This window comes from Amycolatopsis albidoflavus (assembly GCF_039525725.1).
GTDB classification, from domain to species: domain Bacteria; phylum Actinomycetota; class Actinomycetes; order Mycobacteriales; family Pseudonocardiaceae; genus Amycolatopsis; species Amycolatopsis albidoflava.
This window is the reverse complement of sequence record NZ_BAAAHV010000022.1, coordinates 471,033-490,150: the sequence shown is the minus strand read 5'-3', so window position 1 is coordinate 490,150 and position 19,118 is coordinate 471,033. Positions and strand designations below refer to the sequence as shown.

The window sequence follows — 19,118 nt, the reverse complement described above, 5'->3', positions numbered from 1 at the left end:
TATCATTCAGAATCTGGGGGTAGTCAGTGGACGCGATCAAGACTGAGTTCGCCGTGCTCGACGAGAGGTTCGCGCGCTGCAACGGCGACGAGTGGATGCGGCGACTGCACACCGGGTGCCGCTGGACCGAGGGGCCGGTCTACTTCCCAGCCGGCCGGTACCTCGTGTTCAGCGACATCCCGAACGACCGGACCTTGCGCTGGGACGAGACCACCGGCCAGGTCGGCGTGTTCCGGCAGCCTTCGGGCTATGCCAACGGCCACACCAGGGACCGCGCGGGGCGGCTGATCAGCTGCGAGCAGGGCCACCGCCGAGTCACGCGCACCGAGCCGGACGGCAGCGTGACCGTGCTCGCGGAGCGTTATCGCGGCCGGCGGCTCAACAGCCCCAACGACGTCGTCGAACGGTCCGACGGGTCCATCTGGTTCACCGACCCGAGCTACGGCATCGACAGCGACTACGAGGGCTACCAAGCGGAAAGCGAGATCGGTGCCTGCCACGTCTACCGAGTCGACCCGGCGGACGGAGAGGTCCGGATCGTGGCGGACGACTTCGAACGGCCCAACGGACTGGCTTTCTCCGCCGACGAGAGCAAACTCTACATCGCGGACACGAGGCAGAATCCCAGCCACATCAGGGTTTTCGACGTCACCGACGACGGCAAGCTCACCGGCGGCGAGGTGTTCGGCACCTGCGACAACGGCGCCTTCGACGGGATCAGAGCGGACACCGCCGGACGAGTCTGGGCAGCCGCCCACGACGGCCTGCACTGTTTCGCACCGGACGGCGCCCGCATCGGCAAACTGCTGATGTCCGAGATCTGCTCGAACCTGACCTTCGGCGGACCGCGCCGCAACGAACTGTTCATCACCGCGTCCAGTTCGGTCTACACCCTGCGCGTCAACTTCAACGGGGCTCGCTGACCGGAGCCCGCCCGGGCAGCGGCCGATCACTGTCGCCGACGGCCAGCGCGAGAGCGGTCATTCCAGGGTCATTCCGGCGATGGCGGTCGCGACGGCACGCGGGGCGAGCCTCACCGCGACCGCGCTGGTCGCGTTCAGCTGTCCGGTGACGATTCCGGCGGCGGGGACGGTCGAGTTTCGAAACATCCCACCCGGCTCACTCCACTACGATCCGACGTCAGACCGACGGTTGAGCATTTGGCCGCGGATGCTGGCCTCGAGTGTTGGCGTATGAGTGCGGGCGATCAAACTACGGCCCCTGGGCTTTCCCACTGCGCCCTGTTCACCCCGTCCGAGTCCGGCACCACGGCGCACCAATCGCCCATCACTCTGTCCGCCACCATGAGGGAGAAACCCGCGCCCGTAACCGCAGAGAGCGTATCGGCACCACCGGGGTAGGCCCGATAGCGCAACTCACTGGGCAGCAATGGGGCTACGAAGGCCGTGAAGTCGTCCTCCACTAGCTCAGGCCTGGGTTGCAACGCCGGATCGCTTATCACGCAAACCAGTGAACGCGGTCGCATGAGTCGGGCCACCTCGGCTGCGTTCTCCCGGCTTACGCGGAACCATCGGCACCCGGAGGCACCGTACGCCCAGCGCTCGCACAACAAGGTGAAGCGCTCGGAGACCTTCGCCACCGTCTCCCAAAAGTTCTCGTCCGCTACGGCACCAACAGGATTCAAGACCGCTGTGGGCTCAGGAGCTGCGTCGCGCCACTGGAGAATCGCGTCCTGGCAACGGAGTCTCGCCAGATCAGCGGCCGCCGCCCGCGTCATGTAGACGTGTATAGCCCCGTCCCATCCCGACTCGATCTGAAGCCGCCCCTGGATGGAAAGCCGACAATACGGCCCGCGCCCCGCTGCCATTCCCTCGACAAGGTCGATCGCCTGCGGGAAATGGACCTCCGCGCCGTTGCGAAGGCCGAGGTGCCTGTCCGGAAGGGGTTCATTCACCAGCAGCTCGCCGACCTCCAGAAAGTCAATGCCGCTCTTCGCGACCACCGCTCCGAGCACCTGGCGCAGTGCTGCCGCGTACGAACTCCAGGCACCTGCGTCTGCCAACTCCTCTCTCACTCGCTCACTGCGAGGGCTGATGATCAACTCCTTGCTCATTTCGCCAGTTTCGCAGTGGCCCGCAGCGCCTTCAACTTCGGAATACCGCTCCTGCTCCCGCCGTCCGATCTCCGGAGTCGGCATCGAGATGCCATCGGGCTCGAGCACCCCCGCAGGCGCCTCAACGGCGGTCAGGAAAACAGGCTTACTCGAACAATCCCTTGGTTTGCCAGCGCCGTGCTCGTCTCCGGCGCTCCCGCGAGGCCTCGGTTCAAGATCGTTTACGAGACCGTTTCAGCAGATCACACCCTGTGAAAAGGGGAGGCAGAGTGGGCCGGGTCGGGCTCGAATCGACGGCCAAGGGATTATGAGTCCTCCTGGGTCGAGCGGTGTGCTGACCTGCGAAAACACAGGTCAGCGACGAGCATCCACGGCAAAATCCGTTGGGTTTGGGAAGATCCCCCGAATCGGGGATCGCAGCCCATCGTCCACCATACCCCTCAGAGGGGCCCGCGCCGCCGAGAACGGAGCGCGCTGCAGCACGGCGCGAGCAACCGTCGGCGGGCTGTCGACCGCAGTGCTCACGTCTGGCCGGAGCGTCGCACTCGCCCACACCACGCGCTGTCAACCGCGCCAACGCAGCCCGTTGTCGATCTGCGGTCAACAAGGTCAGGTCTCGACCGAGCAACCACATACGACCCGAAGCGAATGGTCCGGCAGACCGCATCCGATCTCCCTGACCGGATCGGAGTAATACAGGCGATGCATGGCTCAGCCTCGATACAGGAGAGGATCCGAACGCCGCCTTCACTACGGTAATACGTCACTGCGAACCCCTGGGTATTAGAGTTGCCCGCGCACTGACCGAAGATCGACCATACCTCACGACTTCTGCGCCTTATCTCGCTGATTGTTGTCGGGGCTGGACTCGAGCCGGAAGCCGAAGACGGCGAGGCGCAGCGTTCGCTTGGATTTCGCGCAAATGTGCAGGGCGGCAAGGCAGGACAGCAGAATCATCGCCACGAGGAGGACATACATCATTGTGAGTTCTTTTCTGGATCGGGGATTGCCGGGTGATCACCAGGCTAGAGAGCCCGCAGTGCGCACTGCACCTCCGACCGATTTCTGCCCTGGCCGGGACGACGAGCGGTCAACCAGCGGTACGAACGGGCTCACGAGCGGCGTCAGTGCTCGGGTTCGTCCGTCCGCGCGGCCTCGAACAGCCGCTCGCGCACGGCCCGGGCGTGCCGTCGGCTGACCGGGACGTCGCCGAGTTCGGTGTGGGCGACCAGGCCGCCGACGGGGTCGCTGCGCAGTTCGGTGATCGCCGCGACGGCGGCGAGGTAGCTGCGGTGGGTGCGGACGAAACCGGCCTCCTCCCAGGATTCGGCCAGCTGAGCGAGCGGCATCCGCACGGTGTGGACACCGGAGGAGGTGTGCAGTTTGACCGTGTCCCGGCAGGCCTCGACGAAGAGGACCTCGCGTCGCTTGACGTAACGAGTCCGGCCCCGCGCTTCGACGGGCAGCGCGGCGAACGCGTCCGGAACCAGTTTCGGCGCCAGCTCGGCCGACGGCAGCATCTTGAGCACTCGGTTCACCGCGGTGGCCAGCCGATCGGCGCTGACCGGCTTCCGGATGTAGTCGACCGCGCCGAGGTCGTAGGCGTCGGCAGCGTGTTCCTCGTAGCCGGTGACGAAGACGATCAGCGGAGGCGCGGCCAGCCTCGCCAGGACCCGGCCGAGGTCGAGGCCGCTCAGCCCGGGCATCTGGATGTCGATGAAGGCCACGTCGAGAGGCACGCCCATGACCAGCTTCAGCGCCTCGCTGGCATCGTCGGCCGCGCTGACCTCGGCAATGCGAGGGTTCTCGCGCAGCAGCCTGATGAGCCGCTCCAGCGCGAGCGGGGAGTCGTCCACCGCGAGCGCCCGCAAGCCCGGGCTCACGGTTCGTCCGGCAGGTTGAGGCGCGGGCGCGCTCCGAGGTTGAACTTCGGCACCCGCAGGATGACCTTCGTGCCCGCGCCGGGCGCGGTCTCGACCGTCAAGGCGTGGTTTTCGCCGAATATGCTCCGCATCCGGTGATTGACGTTGCCGAGACCGACGTGGCTGCCGGCTTTGAGATGGCGGGTGACCTCCTGGAGTTGCCGAGGGTCCATCCCGACGCCGTCGTCCTCGACGCTCACGACCGCCTCCGCACCGGCGTCTTCGGCGATAATCGTGACCGTGCCGCCCCGCGGCCGCCGGGAAAGCCCGTGCCGGACCGCGTTCTCGACCAGCGGCTGAACGGTCAGGTAAGGCACCACGACGCTGAGCACCTCGGGTGCGACCTTCATCCGCACCGTGAGCTTTCCGCCGCGGACTGCATTCTCGATGGTCAGATACCGGTCGATGTTGCGGAATTCCTCCGCCAACGTGGTGTATGTCCCGGGAGCGCGGAACGAGTACCTGCAGAAGTCGGCGAAATCCATCAGCAGTTCTCTCGCCTCGTCCGGATCTTTTCGGATGAGCTCGGCGATTGCCGTCAGTGCGTTGAAGACGAAATGCGGGGACATCTGCGCGCGCAGGGCGTTGATCTCCGCCGTCTGCCGTTCCGCCTTGGCTTCTTCCAACCCAGCCAACTCAAGCTGGACGCCGACGATCCGCGCGACCGCCTCCGCGTGCGCCATCGCTTGCCGGCTGTGGCTGTCGACCACCACGATCAGCGCGGCAGCGGTCTCCCCGTCGACAACCAGCGGAACGACCACGGCCGCCCGCATTCCGCACGAGCGGCCGTCCGGACACGGCAATTGGCTGTGCGCCACCAACCGCCGGTGTCCGGTGCGGCATGCGGCGTCGAGGTCGAAGGCCAGGTCGGCATAGTGCTGAGCGGCACCGCCTTCCCAGCTCAGCAATGTCCCGTCGGCGTCGGCGAGGCCGACCGCGACGCAGCCCAGCACGTCGTGGAGTCGCTGAGCGACCCGACCGGCCGCGTCCGCCGTCAAGCCTTCCTGCAGGATCGGTGCCGCGCGCAGCAGCTTGTACACGGCCTCCGGGGATACCTCATTCCGACGTCGGCCACGGAGGTAGAACCAGACCGCGGCAGCAGTCGACACCGCCGACAGCACAGCGAGCGCGACAACCACGGCACCTCCCTGCAGCCAAGCGTAACGAAGAGCCACCTTCGACGGAGAAGGCTCCATCAGCGACCGCGGCGTCTACCCGGTAACCGCCGACGGCCCGGCCAGGTTTCCGCTGGAACCCGACAAACCCGAGACCTTGCCGACGCCCTCCAGAGCGTCCGGAACGTCTCGGCCGCGATCTCCTGCCGAACGGGCACGGCCGCGAACAGAGACCGCACGACGTAGGATCTTGCGATCGGACGGACGGCGACGGAGGGATGCCTGCCATGACGGCGGACAGCGCACAGGACCCGCGCGCGGACGGCGCGGATCCGGGCGCCACCCGGACCGCGCGGGCCTACCGTGATCTTCGCGAGCTGATTCTTTCCGGGCAGTACGCGCCCGACGCGCGGTTGACCGAGTCCGAGCTGACCAGCCGGCTCGAGGTTTCGCGGGGCACTATCCGGTCGGTGCTGGCCCGGCTCGCGCAGGAGGGTTACGTCACCGCGGAGGCGAACCGCAGTGCGCGGACGCGGTCGTTTTCCGAGGACGAGGCGATCGAGATCCTCGAGACCCGCGAGATCCTGGAGGCGGCGCTCGCGGCGAAGGCGGCCGAGCGGGCCACGGACGAGGACATTGCCGCGATGACCGCGACCTGCGAGCGGATGTGGGCGGGCCGGGAATCCGACGGCCGGGACGAGTACTCCGCGCTCAACCGTTCCTTCCACGAGCAGGTGCGCGAGGCGGCACGGCAGTCGACGCTCACCCGGTTCGTCGACAGCCTGCTGTATCCGCTGGTGCTGCGGCAGTACCGCGACATGGACCGCTCGCGGCCGCGGGCGACGGTCGTCCACGAGCACGAAGCGATCCTCGCCGCGGTGGTCACGCACAATCCGGAGGCGGCGGCCGCGGCGATGCGCCATCACCTGTCCGCGGTCCGCCGCGCTCTCCAGCTGACGTTCTCGGGCGAGTAGGTCAGGACCAGAGCGCCACTGTCCACTCGGGATCCAGTACCACGCCGACGTCGTCGCCGGGGCGGATCCGCAGGTGCGCGTCGGCGTGGGCGCGGAATTCGACGTCTCCTACGGCGGCGACCACTTCGCGCCGGTCGCCGAGGTATTCGGTTGAGGTGACGCGTGCCGGGAACCGGTTGGCCTCGCCGGTGTCCGTGGTCGCGGGGACGATCCGGACGTGCTCGGGGCGGATGCACACGTGCACGTCCCCGGTCTGCGCGGGCGGCGTCGCAAACCGCGCACAGCGCAGGACTCCGAGGGCGGTTTTCACTTCGACCATCCGGTCTCCGGCGCGCGGCGTGCGGTCGGCGACTCCGGGGACGAGGTTCGCGCTGCCGACGAAATCGGCCACGAACCGCGAGGCGGGCGAGTCGTAGATTTCGTCCGGCGTGCCGATCTGCTCGACGCGGCCGCGGTTCATCACCACGATCGTGTCCGACATGGCGAGTGCTTCGCCCTGGTCGTGCGTGACGTAGATGGTCGTGACGCCGAACTTCTGCTGGAACGACCGCAACTCGGCGCGCAGCTGGGCACGGAGCTTGGCGTCCAGATTGGACAGTGGTTCGTCCAGCAGCAGGACTTCCGGTTCGCACAGCAGGGCGCGCGCCAGTGCCAGGCGCTGCTGCTGCCCGCCGCTCAGCTGCGTCGACCAGCGGTCCGCGTATTCGGACAGGCCCACCTGCTCGAGCATCGCCAGCACGCGGGTCCGCGCCTCGCCGCGCGAGCAGGTCTTGCGGCCGTAGCGGAGCGGGAAAGCCGCGTTGTCGAATACCTTCATGTGCGGCCAGATCCCGTACGACTGCGGCACCATCGCGATCGGGCGGTCCTCGGGCGCGACGTCGCGGCGGGCCGCCGAGGAGAAGACGGCCTTGCCGTTCATGGAGATTTCGCCGCGGTCGGCGCTTTCCAGGCCGGCGAGGCAGCGCAGCGTGGTGGTCTTGCCGCAGCCGCTCGGGCCGAGCATCGTGAAGAAACCGCCGCGGGGAACGGTGAAACCGACGTTGTCGACGGCGAGGCTCACCTCGTCGGACTGCTTCCGGGCGAACCGCTTTTCGAGGCCGGAGATCGCCACGGCGTGCTCGGTGGTCTGCATGGTCACGACACCTCAGATGTGTTGTTGGAAGCCGCGGCGGTTGACCCACCACACGGAACCGGCGGAAACGGCGAGCAGGAGCACGGCCAGCGCGCTGGCCTCGGGGTAGTTCGCGCTCTCGCCGATCATGTCCCACAGCAGCACGACGACAGTGCGGTTGTCCGAATTGGACAGCAGCAGCGCGATCGGGAGTTCTCCCAGCGCGTTCGCGAAAACCCAGAGCCAGGTGCGCGTCACCGACGGCGCGACGAGCGGGAGCACCACCCGGCGCAGCACGGTGCCGTGGCGTGCGCCGGAAACCCGGCCCACCTCTTCGAGCCCGCCGTCGAGCTGCAGCAGGGAGGTCTGCAGCATCCGCGACGCGCGCGGGATGTAGCGCGTGGTGAGCGCGATGACGATGATCCAGATCGTGCCGTAGACCGGGATCGGCAGGAACAGGTAGAGGAACAGCACCGCGACGCCGAGCACGACGCTCGGCACCGCGAACACGAGGAACGACAGGTCGAACAGCGCCCTTCCGGCGCGCCCGCCTCGCGACGAGGCCAGCGCGAGCCACAGGCCGAACGCGGCGGTGAGCGTCGCAGTGACGAGGCTGATGACCAGAGTGTTGACCACGGCGTGGGTCAGGTTCGGGTCGGTGAAGATCGTTCCGTAGTTCGCGAAGCCGAGACTGCCGAGACTGTGCGGGCTGATCGGCTGCAGGAACGGCGTGAGGCTCGTCCACACGAGAGTGAGGATCGGGACGACGATCGCGACGAGCACGTAGAGCGCCACGATCGCGGCCGCCGGGTAGCGCCAGCGGCCCAGCCGCACCGGAGCTGACCGGTATCCCTTGCCGGTGACCACCTTGAAGCGGTGCGATTCCCGCGTCTGGCGCCGGTAGAGCGCGATCATCACCAGGGACAGCAACACCAGCAGGACGCCGTAGGCGCTCGCCAGCCCGTAGTCCGACATGCCCGACGGCGGTTGCAGCGCCGCCTGCACGAGACTGCTGAACACGAAGATCTGGTGCGGCGTGCCGAGAATCGACGGGATCGCGAACTCTTCGAGCGCGATGACCGCCAGGAGCATCGCGGCCGCGCTCATCCCCGGCAGCGTGAGCGGGAGAACGATCTTGCGGGTGCGGGTCAGCCAGCCGGCTCCCGAAGTCGCGGCGGCCTCCTCGAATTCGAGGTTGAGGCGGGCGAAGGTCGGCGCGAGCATCAGGTACATGCTGGGGACGCCGAAGATCCCGGCCACCAGGATCATGCCGGGCAGCGAGTAGATGTCGACCGAGAGCCCGAACACGCGCTCGACGAGCAGCGCGAGCGGGCCGTTGGCGGGGTTGGCCGCGAGCACCCACGCCACCGCCATCACGGTGGCGGGCACGCCCATCGGCGCCAGCGCGCTCGGCGCCAGCACGCGGCGGCCCGGCATGTCGGTGCGTTCGAAGAGATAGGCCAGGCTGACACTGATCGCGAGCGCTACCGCGACGGTGCCGACCACGAAGATCGCCGAGTTGAGGGCGACTTCGAGCACGCGCGGCGAGGAGAAGATCTTGACGAAGTTGTCGAACGTGAACCCGGGGATGTCGAAGGGCAGCTTCAGTTCGCTGCTCTTGAGGCTGCTGTAGACCAGCATGCCGAGCGGGAACACCACGAGGTAGGCGAGGAACACGCCGACGGCGATGTTGACGCAGGTGCGGACGCGGCCGCGGCGGCGCGGGCGGACGGGATCGGCTGGCGGGCGCGGGGGTGCGGCGGGGGCGGCCCTGGTGGCGGACTGCATCGTCGGAGTCTCCAAGGGGATTTCAGTGCACGTCGGTGCCCAGGGCCTTCTCGACCTGGGGGAAGAAATCGGCGAACCGCTGGTACTGCTGGACATCGGTCTCGCTGCGCCACTGGACCCCGGCGGCGCAGAGCGCGCGGACGACGCGGTTGGCGGTGGCCGTCTTCGAGCAGTCGGTTTCGGTCGGGATGATCGAGTTGTAGCTGCCGGCGAGCGCCTTCTGCCCTTCGGCGGAGGCGAGGAAAGCCGTGAGCAGCCGTCCGGCCGCCGGGTGCGGCGAACCCTCGGGCACGAACAGGTAGGCCTTGTTGGCGTTGGTCGGCCCGATCGGGGCGACCGCGACCGGTGCGCCCTTGGCCTTGTCGGCCAGCACGAGGTTGATCAGATCGGTGCCGAGCGGGGTCTGCCCGGACACGATGTTCGTGTGCGCCTGCGTCGTGTTGTCGGTGTAGTGCGGGCTCTGCTTGGCCAGCTTCGCGGAGAACGCCAGCCCGGGACCGGTGCCGAGCGCCTTGTCCTGCGCCCACACCGTCATGAACGAACCGCGCGACTCGATCGTCAGCTTGCCGCCGCCCCACCTCGGGTCAAGCACGTCATTCCAGCTGTGCGGGGCGGAGGCGGCGGGCACCGCGGTCGTGTTGTACGCCCAGACCTTCGGCACGGCCCACACGTAGACGAAGTTGCCGTCGAAGATCTGGTTCCCTGGCACGCGGTACTGCGCCCAGTCGACCTTCGCGGCCATGTCCACCGAGGGCAGCACAGTGAGCCCGCCCGCGTTGGACACGTCGAAGCTGACGCGTCGCGCGGCCTGTTCGACGTTGAGCTGGGTGACGAGGTCGGGGGCTTTCTTGTTGGTGTATTTGACCGTGATGCCGGGATACTTCTTCTCGAACGCCTTGATCGCGGGCCGCATCTGGGCTTCCGGTTTCGGCGCGAACCAGATGACCTGGCCCTCTTTCTTCGCCGCCTGGTAAAGGTCGGCGAGGTTGTGCGCGTCCGGCGCGGGCGGCGGTTTGCTGCACGCCGCGCCGAGCAGCGTGAGCACGGCCGCCAAGGCGGCCAGCACGGGTTTCCGACGGGTACGCACGGTTCTCACTCTCCCCCCGCCGCGGCCGTCACGCCGTACAACCGGGCGGCGGTACCGCCCGTGACCAGGGCTTGCTGTGCGTCGTCGAGCGCTGGAAGCTGCGCCAGCACGAGGTCCGCCAGCTCGCCGAGCGAGCCCGCCGAGGCAGGGAAGTTCGAGCCCCACAGGACGTGGTCGGCACCGAATTCCTCCACGAGCATGCGGATGACCGGCGCGGCGGACCCGGCTTCGCGCTGGGCTCGCAGGACCGCTGGCGGAGTGAGCTTCACGAAGACCCGTCCGCTGTCGCGCAGCCGCGCGAGCGCCGGATACGGCGGTGTCCCGTCGCCGAGGTCGGGGCGGGCAGCGTGGTCGAGCACGACGGTCAGGCCCGGGTACTGATCGAGCAGTCCGGCCAGGATCGTGGTGTGCTTGGCGTGCATCTGGACGCAGACCGGGACGCGGCGGTCGGAGAGGAACTGCCACACCGGCGCCATCCGCTCGTCGTCGAGGCCGCGGCCGGGGGTCGGCACGGCGGTCGTCCCGTCGGCGGCTCGGATGCGGACGCCGGAGAACCCGCGTTCGTCGATCCAGTGCGAGAGGTCGTCGACGGCCTTGGGCGAGAGGAAGTCGACCGAGCAGACGCCGCTGAGCCGGTCGGGGCGCCGGGCCAGCTGGTCGGCGACGTAGCTGTTGTCGAAGCCGTAGACCGTCGAGGCCTGCACGACCACGAGGTGCTCCGCCCCGGCGGCGTCCGCCTCGCGCAGCAGGCCGTCGATGTCGGCCGGGCGTTCGCGGGACCAGTCGGAGCGGTGCCCACCGAGCGGCGCGGCGGGATACGCGGCGGGGTCCGGGGAAATGATGTGCGTGTGCGTGTCGACGCGGAACATGGCTCTGCTTTCGGTCGGCTCAGGCGAGGCGGGAGAAGTCGTCGAGGAGTTCGGCGACCGTCACCGGGGTGCGGATGACGTTCTGCTGCAGCGCGTAGTCGATCGCGACCTGCAGCCCGGCGACGAGTTCGTCGGTGACGCCGAAACGCAGCGCGCGCACGCGCGGGCCGGGATCGGGGTCCGCGACCTTGCGCTCCGCGATCCGGGCGCCGAACGCCTCGTAGAGTTCGGCGACGGTGCCGGGCTCGGCTTCGAGCAGATCCCGCCGGACGGTGAGCAGGTGGTTGATCGGCACCGTCCCGTGCCGGGCGCCCCAGGCTTCTTCGGCCGCGTGCCAGTCCGGGATGACCGGCACCAGCGGGCCTTCCGCACCGTCGAGCGCGGGCGGGCCGAGGACGGCGGCGGAGACCTCGCCGCGACGCAGGACGTCGAGCACCTTTCCTTCGGTCCGCTCGACGTTCGCCGGCTCGGCGTACTCGGCGACGTGCGGGCCCTCGGTGGTCACCCAGGTGACGTCCTTGGCGTCGAGGCCGTACTCCTCGTGCAGGATGCCGCGCACCCACAGGCCGGTGGTCTGGCTGTAGGCGCGGACCCCGACCCGCTTCCCGGCCAGGTCGGCGGGGGCGAATTCGGCCGAGCCGGGCCAGCGGGTCAGCGAGTGGTGGTGGAAGTCGCCGCTGAGCACGACGGGAAGCAGAGCGATCGGCACGCCCGCTTCGCGCGCCTGCAGGAACGTGGCGAGGGCGAGTTCGCTGACGTCGTAACGGAGTTCCCGCACCATCGGCGCGAACGCCCGGTAGATCGGATCGACGTGCGAGACCTCGACGGGACGGCCGCCGGCGGCGAATCCGGAGGCGAGGAACTCCGTGTGCGGGTAGGCCTTCACCGCGACGGACAAGGTCCTGGACATGGGGGACGACTCCTTTGGCGCGCTGGAGCGGAAGGGTGCCGGCGGCGGGCGCAGCGACCGGGCGGACACCCGAAATGTCGAACAGTGTCAGCGACCGTACGCGCCGAACCTCGGTGTTTCAACCTCTCCGGACTCAAATCGTCTAACAATCCAGCCCGCCTCGTGATGCACTGACTCCACTCGGCTCGCCGCGATCATGCCTTCCACCTGCGGAAAGCTCGGCTTCGACTCTTGTCCTACAAGATTATCCAGAGCTTTCCAGATGGCTGAGCAAGATCCTTGTACAAAAATGACTTCTTGCAGTCTGTCGCGACCGCCTGCTACGGTCCGCCGCAAAGTTGTTAAACAATCTGGTGGCCGCCTCCCCTGCGGGACGGAGCCGCCGAGCGAGGGCAGAGCTGTGATCGAGATCGACGAGGAGATCCCCGTTCCCGCACCGCCGGAGCGGGTGTGGGCGGTCGTGTCCGACCCCGAAGCGGTGGTGTCGTGCATCAACGGAGCCGAACTCGGCGCCTCGCACGAGGACGGATCGTTCGACGGGACGCTGGTCGTCAAGTTCGGCGCGGTGCGCGTGCGGTTCGGTGCCCGCGTCGCGCTGGACCTGGACGAACCCGAGCGGGAAGGACGGCTGTCGGCGAAGGGCCGTGACGGGCAGGGGGCCACCCGCTTCTCCGCGAACGCGACCTTCCGGGTCGTCCCGGATCCGGCCGCGGGCGGTTCGCGCGTCCGCGTGACCGGCCAGGTGAGCCTCGCGGGGAAGCTCGCGTCGCTCATCGAGGCAGGGGCAGGCGCGGTGGTTTCCCGGATGACCAAAGACTTTTCCGCCGAACTGGTGCGCAAGTGCACAGGCGGGACCGCGACCGAACCGCCCGCCCGTCCCTCGCTGTGGGCCCGGCTGCGGGATTGGTGGCAGCGGATTGTCCACAAGCGACAGAACGAGCGGAGCGAGGTGCGCAGTGGCCAGGCTGAATAGCGTGATCGGAGCCCTGGAGTCGGGGAAACCCGCCTTCGCGGCGTTCGCCCCGCCCGAGCCGTCGGCGGCGCTCGACTTCGCCGGCTCGGCCTACGACGGACTGGTCTTCGAGGCCGAGCACAAACCGTGGGACGCCGTGAACCTGCGGGACAGCCTGCAGTACCTGCTCGACCGGCGGCGCATCTTCGAGTCCGGGACCCTCGCGCCGTCACCGACCCCGTTCGTCCGGGTGCCGGTCAACGGCGCGGAACAGGGCCAATGGCACGCGAAGCAGGCGCTCGACCTGGGCGCGTACGGCATCGTCTGGCCGCATGTCTCCCGCGTCGAGGAAGCCCGCAACGCGGTGGCGGCCTGCCGCTACCCGAGCCTGCCCGGAACCGAACGCTTCGAACCGGCGGGCCTGCGCGGCGACGCGCCGGCCGCCGCCGCGCGCTACTGGGGACTGTCCACGCAGGACTACTACGCGAAGGCCGGCGTCTGGCCGCTCGACCCGGACGGCGAGATCCTCGTCGTGATCCAGATCGAGGACCAGCTCGGCATCGAGAACCTGCCCGCGATTCTCGGCGAGGTGCCGGGCATCGGGCTCGTGCTCATCGGCGAGGGCGACCTCAGCCAGGAACTCGGCGTGCCGCGGCAGCTGGAGCACCCGCTGATGGTCGAGGCCCGGCAGCGGATCGTCGCGATCTGCCGGGAGCACGACGTCGTCGTCGGGCATCCGCACGTCACCGCCCGCAACGCCGAACAGGTCCTCGACGAGGGCTACCGCTTCCTCATGACCGCACCGGTCCGCAGCTATCCCGGCCTCGACCGGGCCCGCGAGCTGGCCGGTCGCTGACCCATTTCGGGAGGAACCCATGATCATCGACTGCCACGGCCACTTCACGACTGCTCCGGCCGCGCTCGGTCAATGGCGCGAACGGCAGATCGCAAAGTTCGAAGCCACCGGTGCGCGCCACTCCCCCGACGAGTTGCGCATCGAAGACGAGGAGATCCGCGCCGCGATCGAGAACGGCCAGCTCAAGCTGCAGCGCGAGCGCGGCACCGACGTCACGCTGTTCTCGCCCGGTGCCGGGAAAATGGCGCACCATTACGGCGACGCCGAGACCAGCCGGGTGTGGTCGCGGGTGAGCAACGACCTCATCGCCCGTGTCTGCGGCCTGTTCCCGGACAACTTCGTCGGCGTGTGCCAGCTGCCGCAGTCGCCCGGGGACGCGCTCGCCGAGTCCGTCCGCGCGTCGGCCGCCGAGCTGGAGCGCTGCGTGACGGAACTCGGATTCGTCGGCTGCCTGCTCAACCCCGACCCGTCCGACGGGTACTGGCAGGCGCCGCCGCTGACCGACCGCGTCTACTACCCGCTCTACGAGAAGATGGCGGAGCTGGACGTACCCGCGATGGTCCACGTCGCGATGTCGCGCAACCCAGCTGTGCAAGGCACCTGCGCGCACTACCTCAACGGCGACACCTCGGCGTTCATGCAGCTGTGCGAATCCGATCTGTTCACCGATTTCCCGACGCTGCGGCTGATCCTGCCGCACGGCGGCGGCGCGGTCCCGTATCACTGGGGCCGCTACCGGGGCATGATGCTCGACCGCGGCCGGCCGCCGCTCGAAGAAGCCTTGCTGGGCAACGTTTTCTTCGACACCTGCGTGTACCACCGGCGCGGACTGGAACTGCTCACCGACATCGTGCCCTCCGCGAACATCCTGTTCGCCTCGGAGATGATCGGCGCCGTCCGTTCGGTCGACCCCGAAACCGGGCACCGGTTCGACGACACCCTCGCGCTGCTGAATTCCCTCGATTCCCTCGGCCCCGCCGAACGGGAAGCCATCTACGGCGGCAACGCGCTGCGGGTGTTCCCGCGCCTCGCCCGCCGCTTCGCGAAGCAGGAGGCCGCGCGGTGAAGGTCTACGAAGCACTGGCCGCGGCGTTCGCAGCCGAAGGCGTCACGGACGTGTTCGGCATGATGGGCGACGCCAACATGCATTGGATGAACGCGTTGGCCGGGCACGGAACCCAGCTCTACGAGGTGCGTCACGAGGGCGCGGGGCTCAGCATGGCGCACGGTTTCGCCCGCGCGTCGGGCCGTCCCGGCGTCGTCACCACGACGAGCGGGCCGGGGACCGCGCAGCTGGCCACCTCGATGCTGGTGGCCAGCCGCGCCCGTATCCCTCTCGTCGCGTTCTGCGGCGAAACCCCGCTCGGGGACGAAAGTGCGGTGCAGTACCTGGACCAGCGCCGGTTCGCCGCCGCGATCGAGTGCGAGTTCCTGCAGGTCGCGAAGGCGGACTCGGCCGAGGAAATCGTGCGGCGCGCGTTCTATCTCGCGCGCACCGAGTCCCGGCCGGTCATGATCAGCGCGCCGATCGACGTGCAACTGCAGGAATTCGAGGACGTCCTGCCGTATTCGCCGTCCACCGAACTGCTGCGGACCCCGGCGCTGTTGCCGAATCCGGCGAGCGTCGAGCAGGCCGCGGAACTGCTCGCGGCAAGCAAACGGCCGGTGCTCATCGCCGGACGCGGCGCCCGGAGCGCAGACGCAGCGGCGCAGGTCCTCGCGCTGCAACGGCAAACCGGTGCGCTCTTGGCGACTACGTTGCAGGCGAAGAACTGGCTGTACGGGCAGACCGAGTACCACGTCGGAATCGCCGGGCTGTTCGGCAGCAAGGTCGCGATGGAACTGCTGCAGGAAGCCGATTGCGTCGTCGCGGTCGGCGCGAGCCTGAACCACTACACGATCGAAAGCGGCTATCTCTTCCCGGACGCGAAATTCGTGCAGATCGACACCGCGCCGCACGTCGTGATGGGCAACGGCCGCGTCGCGGACAGCTACGTCCAGGCGGACGCGGTGACCGGGCTGGACGCACTGTCCACCGCGCTGGAACGACGCGGCGTCGAACTCGAAGGCTTCCACACCGCCGAGGTGCACGCCCGGCTCACCGCCCCGCTCGTGGACCCGGCCGAATACCGCCGCGAACCCGGCCTCCTCGACCCGCGCGAAGCGATCGCCGTGGTCGACGCCGAACTACCCGGCGAGATCGGGCTCGTGCTCGGCAGCGGGCACCAGACGGACTTCGGCACGATGCTGTTCCAGCGTTCGCGCGAGGTCACGTCCAACTACGGGATGTTCGGCGCGATCGGACAGGCCCCGCTGCTGACCATCGGCGCCGCGGTCGCCAAGCGCGAACCGATGTTCGTCGTCGAAGGCGACGCGAGTTTCCTCATGCACCTGCCCGAATTCGAGACCGCCTGCCGCTACGACCTGCCGGTGCTCGTCGTCGTGATGAACGACGAGGGCCTCGGCGCCGAGTACCACAAGGCGAGCGCCAAGGGACTCGATCCCGCACTCGCCGTCATCCCGACGCCCGAACTCGGCGCGGTAGCCCGGGCACTGGGCGGTGGCGGCGCGACCGTCCGCAGCGTCGAGGAACTTCGCGCCGCGCTGGGCGAATACGTCCGCGAACCGCGGCCGACCGTGATCGACGTCCGGATCACCCGTGACGTGCTGAGCGTGCCCTACCGCCGGATCCAGTACGGCGAGGACGTGTGAGCGTGCCCGACCAGGAGAGGAACCCCGACATGAAGATCGTGCTGGGCCGCGACGACCTCGCGGCCGCCGCGCTGGAAGCCGCCGAGACCGCCGGGGCGTCCCCCGAACGCCTCGGCATCCGTCCCGTGCACAAAGCCTCGCGCGGATTCGTCAACGACGGAACCGCCGACGTGTGCGAACTGGCTATCGTGACGCTTCTGCAGGGGGTCGCGTACGGCAAACCGGTAGCGCTGCTGCCGATCACCGCGCTCGGCCGCCACCAGCACCAGACCCTGGTGACGCTCGGCGAGGCCGGATTGGCCGGCGTGCGCGGGAAAACCGTCGGCGTGCGATCGTGGAGCCAGACCACCGGCGTGTGGCTGCGCGGGTTCCTCGCCGACGACTACGGCCTCGATCTGTCCGAAGTGGACTGGATCACCTACGAGGACGGCCATGTGCCCGAGTACACCGATCCGTCGTGGACGAAGCGGGCTCCCGAAGGCTCGAAGCTGCCCGCCGACTTCCTCGACGGCAAGCTGGACTACGGGATCATGGGCAACGAACTGCCCTCGGACGACCGCATCCGCACCGCGATCCCGGATGCGCTGGCGGTGGCCGAGAAGTGGGCCGAGCGCAAGGGTTTCGCCCCGATCAACCACGTCGTCGCGTTCGATCCGGCGGCCGACGCCAAGGCTGTCCTCGCGATCTACGACGCACTGGCCGCGCAAGTGCGCACCGGCCCGGCCGAGCTCAATCCCGTCGGGTTCGAGGGGCTGCGTGGACCGGTCACCGAGGTCGCCCGCTACGCCTTCGAACAACAGGTGCTCCCCCGCGCCGTCTCGTTCGACGAACTCGTGGACCGGACGTGCGAAGCGCTGGGCGTGTCCGCATCGCGGCTCGGCTGAACCCAGAAAAGAAAGGCACGACATGGAAAAGCTTTCGATGGTCCTCGGGGACTACGCACACGGACGCGCGCTGCTGAACGGCGATGTCGAGATTCCCGGCCGCGCGGTGGAACCGGTCGAGGTGACGCCGGTGATCGGCGCGTACCGCCGGATGATCCGCGACCTCGAGTTCGACGTATGCGAACTCGCGCCCACCTCCTACCTGATGGCCCGGCAGGCAGGCGTCGCGCTGACCGCGATCCCGGTCTTCCTCAACCGTCGCTTCCACCACGCCGACGTGCAGTGCGGCGCGGCGTCCGGAATCCGTTTCCCCGCCGATCTGGCGGGCACCCGGATCGGCGTGCGCGCCTACACCGTCACCACCGGCGTCTGGGTGCGCGGGATCCTCCACGACGAATACGGCCTCGACCTCGGCTCGGTGACCTGGGTCGTCGACGACGAGGACCACATCGAGGGCCGCGCACCGTCGAACGTCGAGCACGTCACCGACGGCCGGTCGCTCAGCGAGCTGCTGCGCGCCGGGGAGATCGACGCCGCGCTGAGCGGCAACGCGGGCACGGGCCGGGCCGGTGCGCCGCGAGCCGGATGGTCGGCACCGGCAGAGTCCACAGAGGACGGTCCTTATCCGCTGTTCCCCGACCACGAGGTGCTCGCCCTCGATTGGCATCTGCGCACCGGGATCTACCCCCTGCACTCGGTGATCGCGGTACGCAGCGAGCTGGTCGAACGCGACCCGGACCTGCCGACCGCGCTGTACGCCGCCTTCGCCGAGAGCAAGCGCCGCCAGGTCGAAGCGGATCCGGAATGGTCGGCACTGCCCCGACTGGGCAAGCAAGCCCGCCAGCTCGGCGCCGATCCGATCCCGTACGGCCTGGGTGCCAACGACGCGAGCCTGCGGGCGCTTGTGGAGTTCTCGCGGGCACAGGGTCTGCTCGACGCCGACTTCCCCGCCGAACCGCGGCAATTGTTCGCCGACGGCGACTACCCGGACGCCTGAAAGGTGCTGTTCATGGACATCATCGACACCCACTGCCACGTCGTCTCCGCCGACCTCGCCCACTATCCGCGCGCTCCGCTGGGCGGCAAGCAGTCGGGCTGGGCGACGACCCGTCCGGTCACCGCCGACGGGATGGCGCAGCGGATGGACGAGGCAGGCATCGCGCACGCGGTGCTGGTCCAAGCCACGACCGCGTACGGCTACGACAACTCCTACGTCCTCGACAGCCGAGCCCAGCGTCCGGACCGGTTCCTCGCGGTCGGCACCGTGGACCCGCTGCGACCGGACGCGGCCGAACATCTTGAGAAGGTCACCAGCGGCGGTCTGTCCGGCGTGCGGCTGTTCACCAGCGGCAGCACCGTTCCCACTCAGGGCGAGTGGTTCGCCGCCCCGGAAAGCTTCCCGTTCTGGGAAAAAGCCGCCGAACTCGGCGTGACAGTGTGCCTGCAGATGCGGCTCGGCCCGGCGACCGCGCAGCTGGACGCACTGCTGGACCGATTCCCTTCGGTCCAGGTCTTGCTGGACCACCTCGGCTACCCGGACATCGCGGCCTCGCCGGGAGACGCCGGTTCGGCGGTCGCGAAGCTGGCCGTGCACCCGGGCCTGCACCTCAAGCTGACCCACCGCAACCTCGAACCCCTGCACGCGGCCGGAAAGGAAGCGGCGGCGTTCCTCGACCCCGTCCTGACGTCGTTCGGCGCGCGACGGATCGCGTGGGGCTCGAATCTCCCCGCGGCGGAGCAATCCCTGCCCGAACTCGTCGCGCTCGCCGACGAGGTCCTCGCCGACGTCCCGGAGCCCGAGCGGCACGAGATTTTCGGCGGCACCGCGCGGCGGCTGTATCCAGGACTGCCGGGCTAGGCGCCG

General features: G+C 68.8%; 19 protein-coding genes. 9 read left to right on the top strand and 10 right to left on the bottom strand.

What is annotated here, in order from left to right:
* Positions 1-26: 26 nt before the first annotated feature.
* On the top strand, positions 27-923 hold the full coding sequence (locus ABD156_RS35450) for an SMP-30/gluconolactonase/LRE family protein (RefSeq protein ID WP_344284286.1): 897 nt from the start codon (positions 27-29) through the stop codon (positions 921-923).
* A gap of 57 nt (positions 924-980) precedes the next feature.
* Here the strand turns inward: ABD156_RS35450 and ABD156_RS35445 are convergent, their stop codons facing one another.
* From ABD156_RS35445 to ABD156_RS35425, 5 genes are all read right to left on the bottom strand, one after another.
* The gene (locus ABD156_RS35445) at positions 981-1,109 is read right to left on the bottom strand and encodes a hypothetical protein (protein ID WP_344284283.1); all 129 of its coding nucleotides are present in this window, start codon (positions 1,107-1,109) and stop codon (positions 981-983) included.
* A gap of 98 nt (positions 1,110-1,207) precedes the next feature.
* A complete protein-coding gene (locus ABD156_RS35440) occupies positions 1,208-2,074 on the bottom strand; it encodes a hypothetical protein (RefSeq protein WP_344284280.1) in 867 nt (288 codons plus the stop codon).
* A gap of 822 nt (positions 2,075-2,896) precedes the next feature.
* Positions 2,897-3,055: a hypothetical protein gene (locus tag ABD156_RS35435; RefSeq protein WP_344284277.1), complete on the bottom strand. Its 159-nt coding sequence runs from the start codon at positions 3,053-3,055 to the stop codon at positions 2,897-2,899.
* 143 nt (positions 3,056-3,198) lie between these two features.
* Positions 3,199-3,957 (bottom strand): LytR/AlgR family response regulator transcription factor, encoded by a 759-nt coding sequence (locus ABD156_RS35430; RefSeq protein ID WP_344284274.1) that lies wholly within the window; start codon positions 3,955-3,957, stop codon positions 3,199-3,201.
* On the bottom strand, positions 3,954-5,135 hold the full coding sequence (locus ABD156_RS35425) for a histidine kinase (RefSeq protein WP_344284271.1): 1,182 nt from the start codon (positions 5,133-5,135) through the stop codon (positions 3,954-3,956). Before ABD156_RS35425 ends, ABD156_RS35430 begins: the two co-directional genes overlap by 4 nt.
* 263 nt (positions 5,136-5,398) lie before the next feature.
* On the opposite strand from ABD156_RS35425, the gene ABD156_RS35420 reads away from it, so the two are divergent.
* A complete protein-coding gene (locus ABD156_RS35420; protein ID WP_344284268.1) occupies positions 5,399-6,085 on the top strand; it encodes a GntR family transcriptional regulator in 687 nt (228 codons plus the stop codon).
* Between the two features lies 1 nt (position 6,086).
* Here ABD156_RS35420 and ABD156_RS35415 read toward each other — a convergent pair whose 3' ends face one another.
* Genes ABD156_RS35415 through ABD156_RS35395 form a run of 5 tightly spaced genes read right to left on the bottom strand, consistent with a single transcriptional unit; the run spans position 6,087 to position 11,850 of the window.
* Complete coding sequence (locus ABD156_RS35415; protein WP_344284265.1) at positions 6,087-7,217, bottom strand: ABC transporter ATP-binding protein; 1,131 nt, start codon at positions 7,215-7,217, stop codon at positions 6,087-6,089.
* Between the two features lie 12 nt (positions 7,218-7,229).
* The gene (locus tag ABD156_RS35410; RefSeq protein WP_344284262.1) at positions 7,230-8,984 is read right to left on the bottom strand and encodes an ABC transporter permease; all 1,755 of its coding nucleotides are present in this window, start codon (positions 8,982-8,984) and stop codon (positions 7,230-7,232) included.
* A gap of 22 nt (positions 8,985-9,006) precedes the next feature.
* Positions 9,007-10,071 carry an ABC transporter substrate-binding protein gene (locus tag ABD156_RS35405; RefSeq protein WP_344284259.1) on the bottom strand — a complete coding sequence of 355 codons (1,065 nt, stop codon included), beginning with the start codon at positions 10,069-10,071 and terminating at the stop codon, positions 9,007-9,009.
* A gap of 5 nt (positions 10,072-10,076) precedes the next feature.
* Positions 10,077-10,940 (bottom strand): amidohydrolase family protein, encoded by an 864-nt coding sequence (locus ABD156_RS35400; protein WP_344284256.1) that lies wholly within the window; start codon positions 10,938-10,940, stop codon positions 10,077-10,079.
* Positions 10,941-10,959: 19 nt separating this feature from the next.
* Positions 10,960-11,850 (bottom strand): substrate-binding domain-containing protein, encoded by an 891-nt coding sequence (locus tag ABD156_RS35395; protein ID WP_344284253.1) that lies wholly within the window; start codon positions 11,848-11,850, stop codon positions 10,960-10,962.
* Between the two features lie 400 nt (positions 11,851-12,250).
* Between ABD156_RS35395 and ABD156_RS35390 the strand changes: the two genes are divergently transcribed.
* The 7 genes from ABD156_RS35390 to ABD156_RS35360 are packed head-to-tail and all read left to right on the top strand — an operon-like array spanning position 12,251 to position 19,112.
* Positions 12,251-12,823, top strand: a complete 573-nt coding sequence (locus ABD156_RS35390; protein ID WP_344284250.1) for an SRPBCC family protein — start codon at positions 12,251-12,253, stop codon at positions 12,821-12,823.
* 1 nt (position 12,824) lies between these two features.
* Positions 12,825-13,658 (top strand): HpcH/HpaI aldolase family protein, encoded by an 834-nt coding sequence (locus tag ABD156_RS35385; protein ID WP_344284247.1) that lies wholly within the window; start codon positions 12,825-12,827, stop codon positions 13,656-13,658.
* A gap of 19 nt (positions 13,659-13,677) precedes the next feature.
* On the top strand, positions 13,678-14,724 hold the full coding sequence (locus tag ABD156_RS35380) for an amidohydrolase family protein (protein WP_344284244.1): 1,047 nt from the start codon (positions 13,678-13,680) through the stop codon (positions 14,722-14,724).
* A complete protein-coding gene (locus tag ABD156_RS35375) occupies positions 14,721-16,370 on the top strand; it encodes a thiamine pyrophosphate-binding protein (protein ID WP_344284241.1) in 1,650 nt (549 codons plus the stop codon). The genes ABD156_RS35380 and ABD156_RS35375 overlap by 4 nt, the downstream gene beginning before the upstream one ends.
* Before the next feature lie 29 nt (positions 16,371-16,399).
* A complete protein-coding gene (locus ABD156_RS35370) occupies positions 16,400-17,254 on the top strand; it encodes a hypothetical protein (protein WP_344284238.1) in 855 nt (284 codons plus the stop codon).
* Between the two features lie 22 nt (positions 17,255-17,276).
* Complete coding sequence (locus ABD156_RS35365) at positions 17,277-18,251, top strand: substrate-binding domain-containing protein (protein WP_344284235.1); 975 nt, start codon at positions 17,277-17,279, stop codon at positions 18,249-18,251.
* Between the two features lie 12 nt (positions 18,252-18,263).
* Positions 18,264-19,112 (top strand): amidohydrolase family protein, encoded by an 849-nt coding sequence (locus ABD156_RS35360; RefSeq protein ID WP_344284232.1) that lies wholly within the window; start codon positions 18,264-18,266, stop codon positions 19,110-19,112.
* The last annotated feature ends 6 nt before the right edge of the window (positions 19,113-19,118 follow it).

Bases quoted from the DNA above. Each gene is read 5' to 3' on its own strand.
- ABD156_RS35445 (WP_344284283.1), bottom strand. From the start codon at position 1,109: ATGTTTCGAAACTCGACCGTCCCCGCCGCCGGAATCGTCACCGGACAG.
- ABD156_RS35440 (WP_344284280.1), bottom strand. From the start codon at position 2,074: ATGAGCAAGGAGTTGATCATCAGCCCTCGCAGTGAGCGAGTGAGAGAG.
- ABD156_RS35435 (WP_344284277.1), bottom strand. From the start codon at position 3,055: ATGATGTATGTCCTCCTCGTGGCGATGATTCTGCTGTCCTGCCTTGCC.
- ABD156_RS35420 (WP_344284268.1), top strand. From the start codon at position 5,399: ATGACGGCGGACAGCGCACAGGACCCGCGCGCGGACGGCGCGGATCCG.
- ABD156_RS35415 (WP_344284265.1), bottom strand. From the start codon at position 7,217: ATGCAGACCACCGAGCACGCCGTGGCGATCTCCGGCCTCGAAAAGCGG.
- ABD156_RS35410 (WP_344284262.1), bottom strand. From the start codon at position 8,984: ATGCAGTCCGCCACCAGGGCCGCCCCCGCCGCACCCCCGCGCCCGCCA.
- ABD156_RS35400 (WP_344284256.1), bottom strand. From the start codon at position 10,940: ATGTTCCGCGTCGACACGCACACGCACATCATTTCCCCGGACCCCGCC.
- ABD156_RS35395 (WP_344284253.1), bottom strand. From the start codon at position 11,850: ATGTCCAGGACCTTGTCCGTCGCGGTGAAGGCCTACCCGCACACGGAG.
- ABD156_RS35380 (WP_344284244.1), top strand. From the start codon at position 13,678: ATGATCATCGACTGCCACGGCCACTTCACGACTGCTCCGGCCGCGCTC.
- ABD156_RS35370 (WP_344284238.1), top strand. From the start codon at position 16,400: ATGAAGATCGTGCTGGGCCGCGACGACCTCGCGGCCGCCGCGCTGGAA.
- ABD156_RS35365 (WP_344284235.1), top strand. From the start codon at position 17,277: ATGGAAAAGCTTTCGATGGTCCTCGGGGACTACGCACACGGACGCGCG.
- ABD156_RS35360 (WP_344284232.1), top strand. From the start codon at position 18,264: ATGGACATCATCGACACCCACTGCCACGTCGTCTCCGCCGACCTCGCC.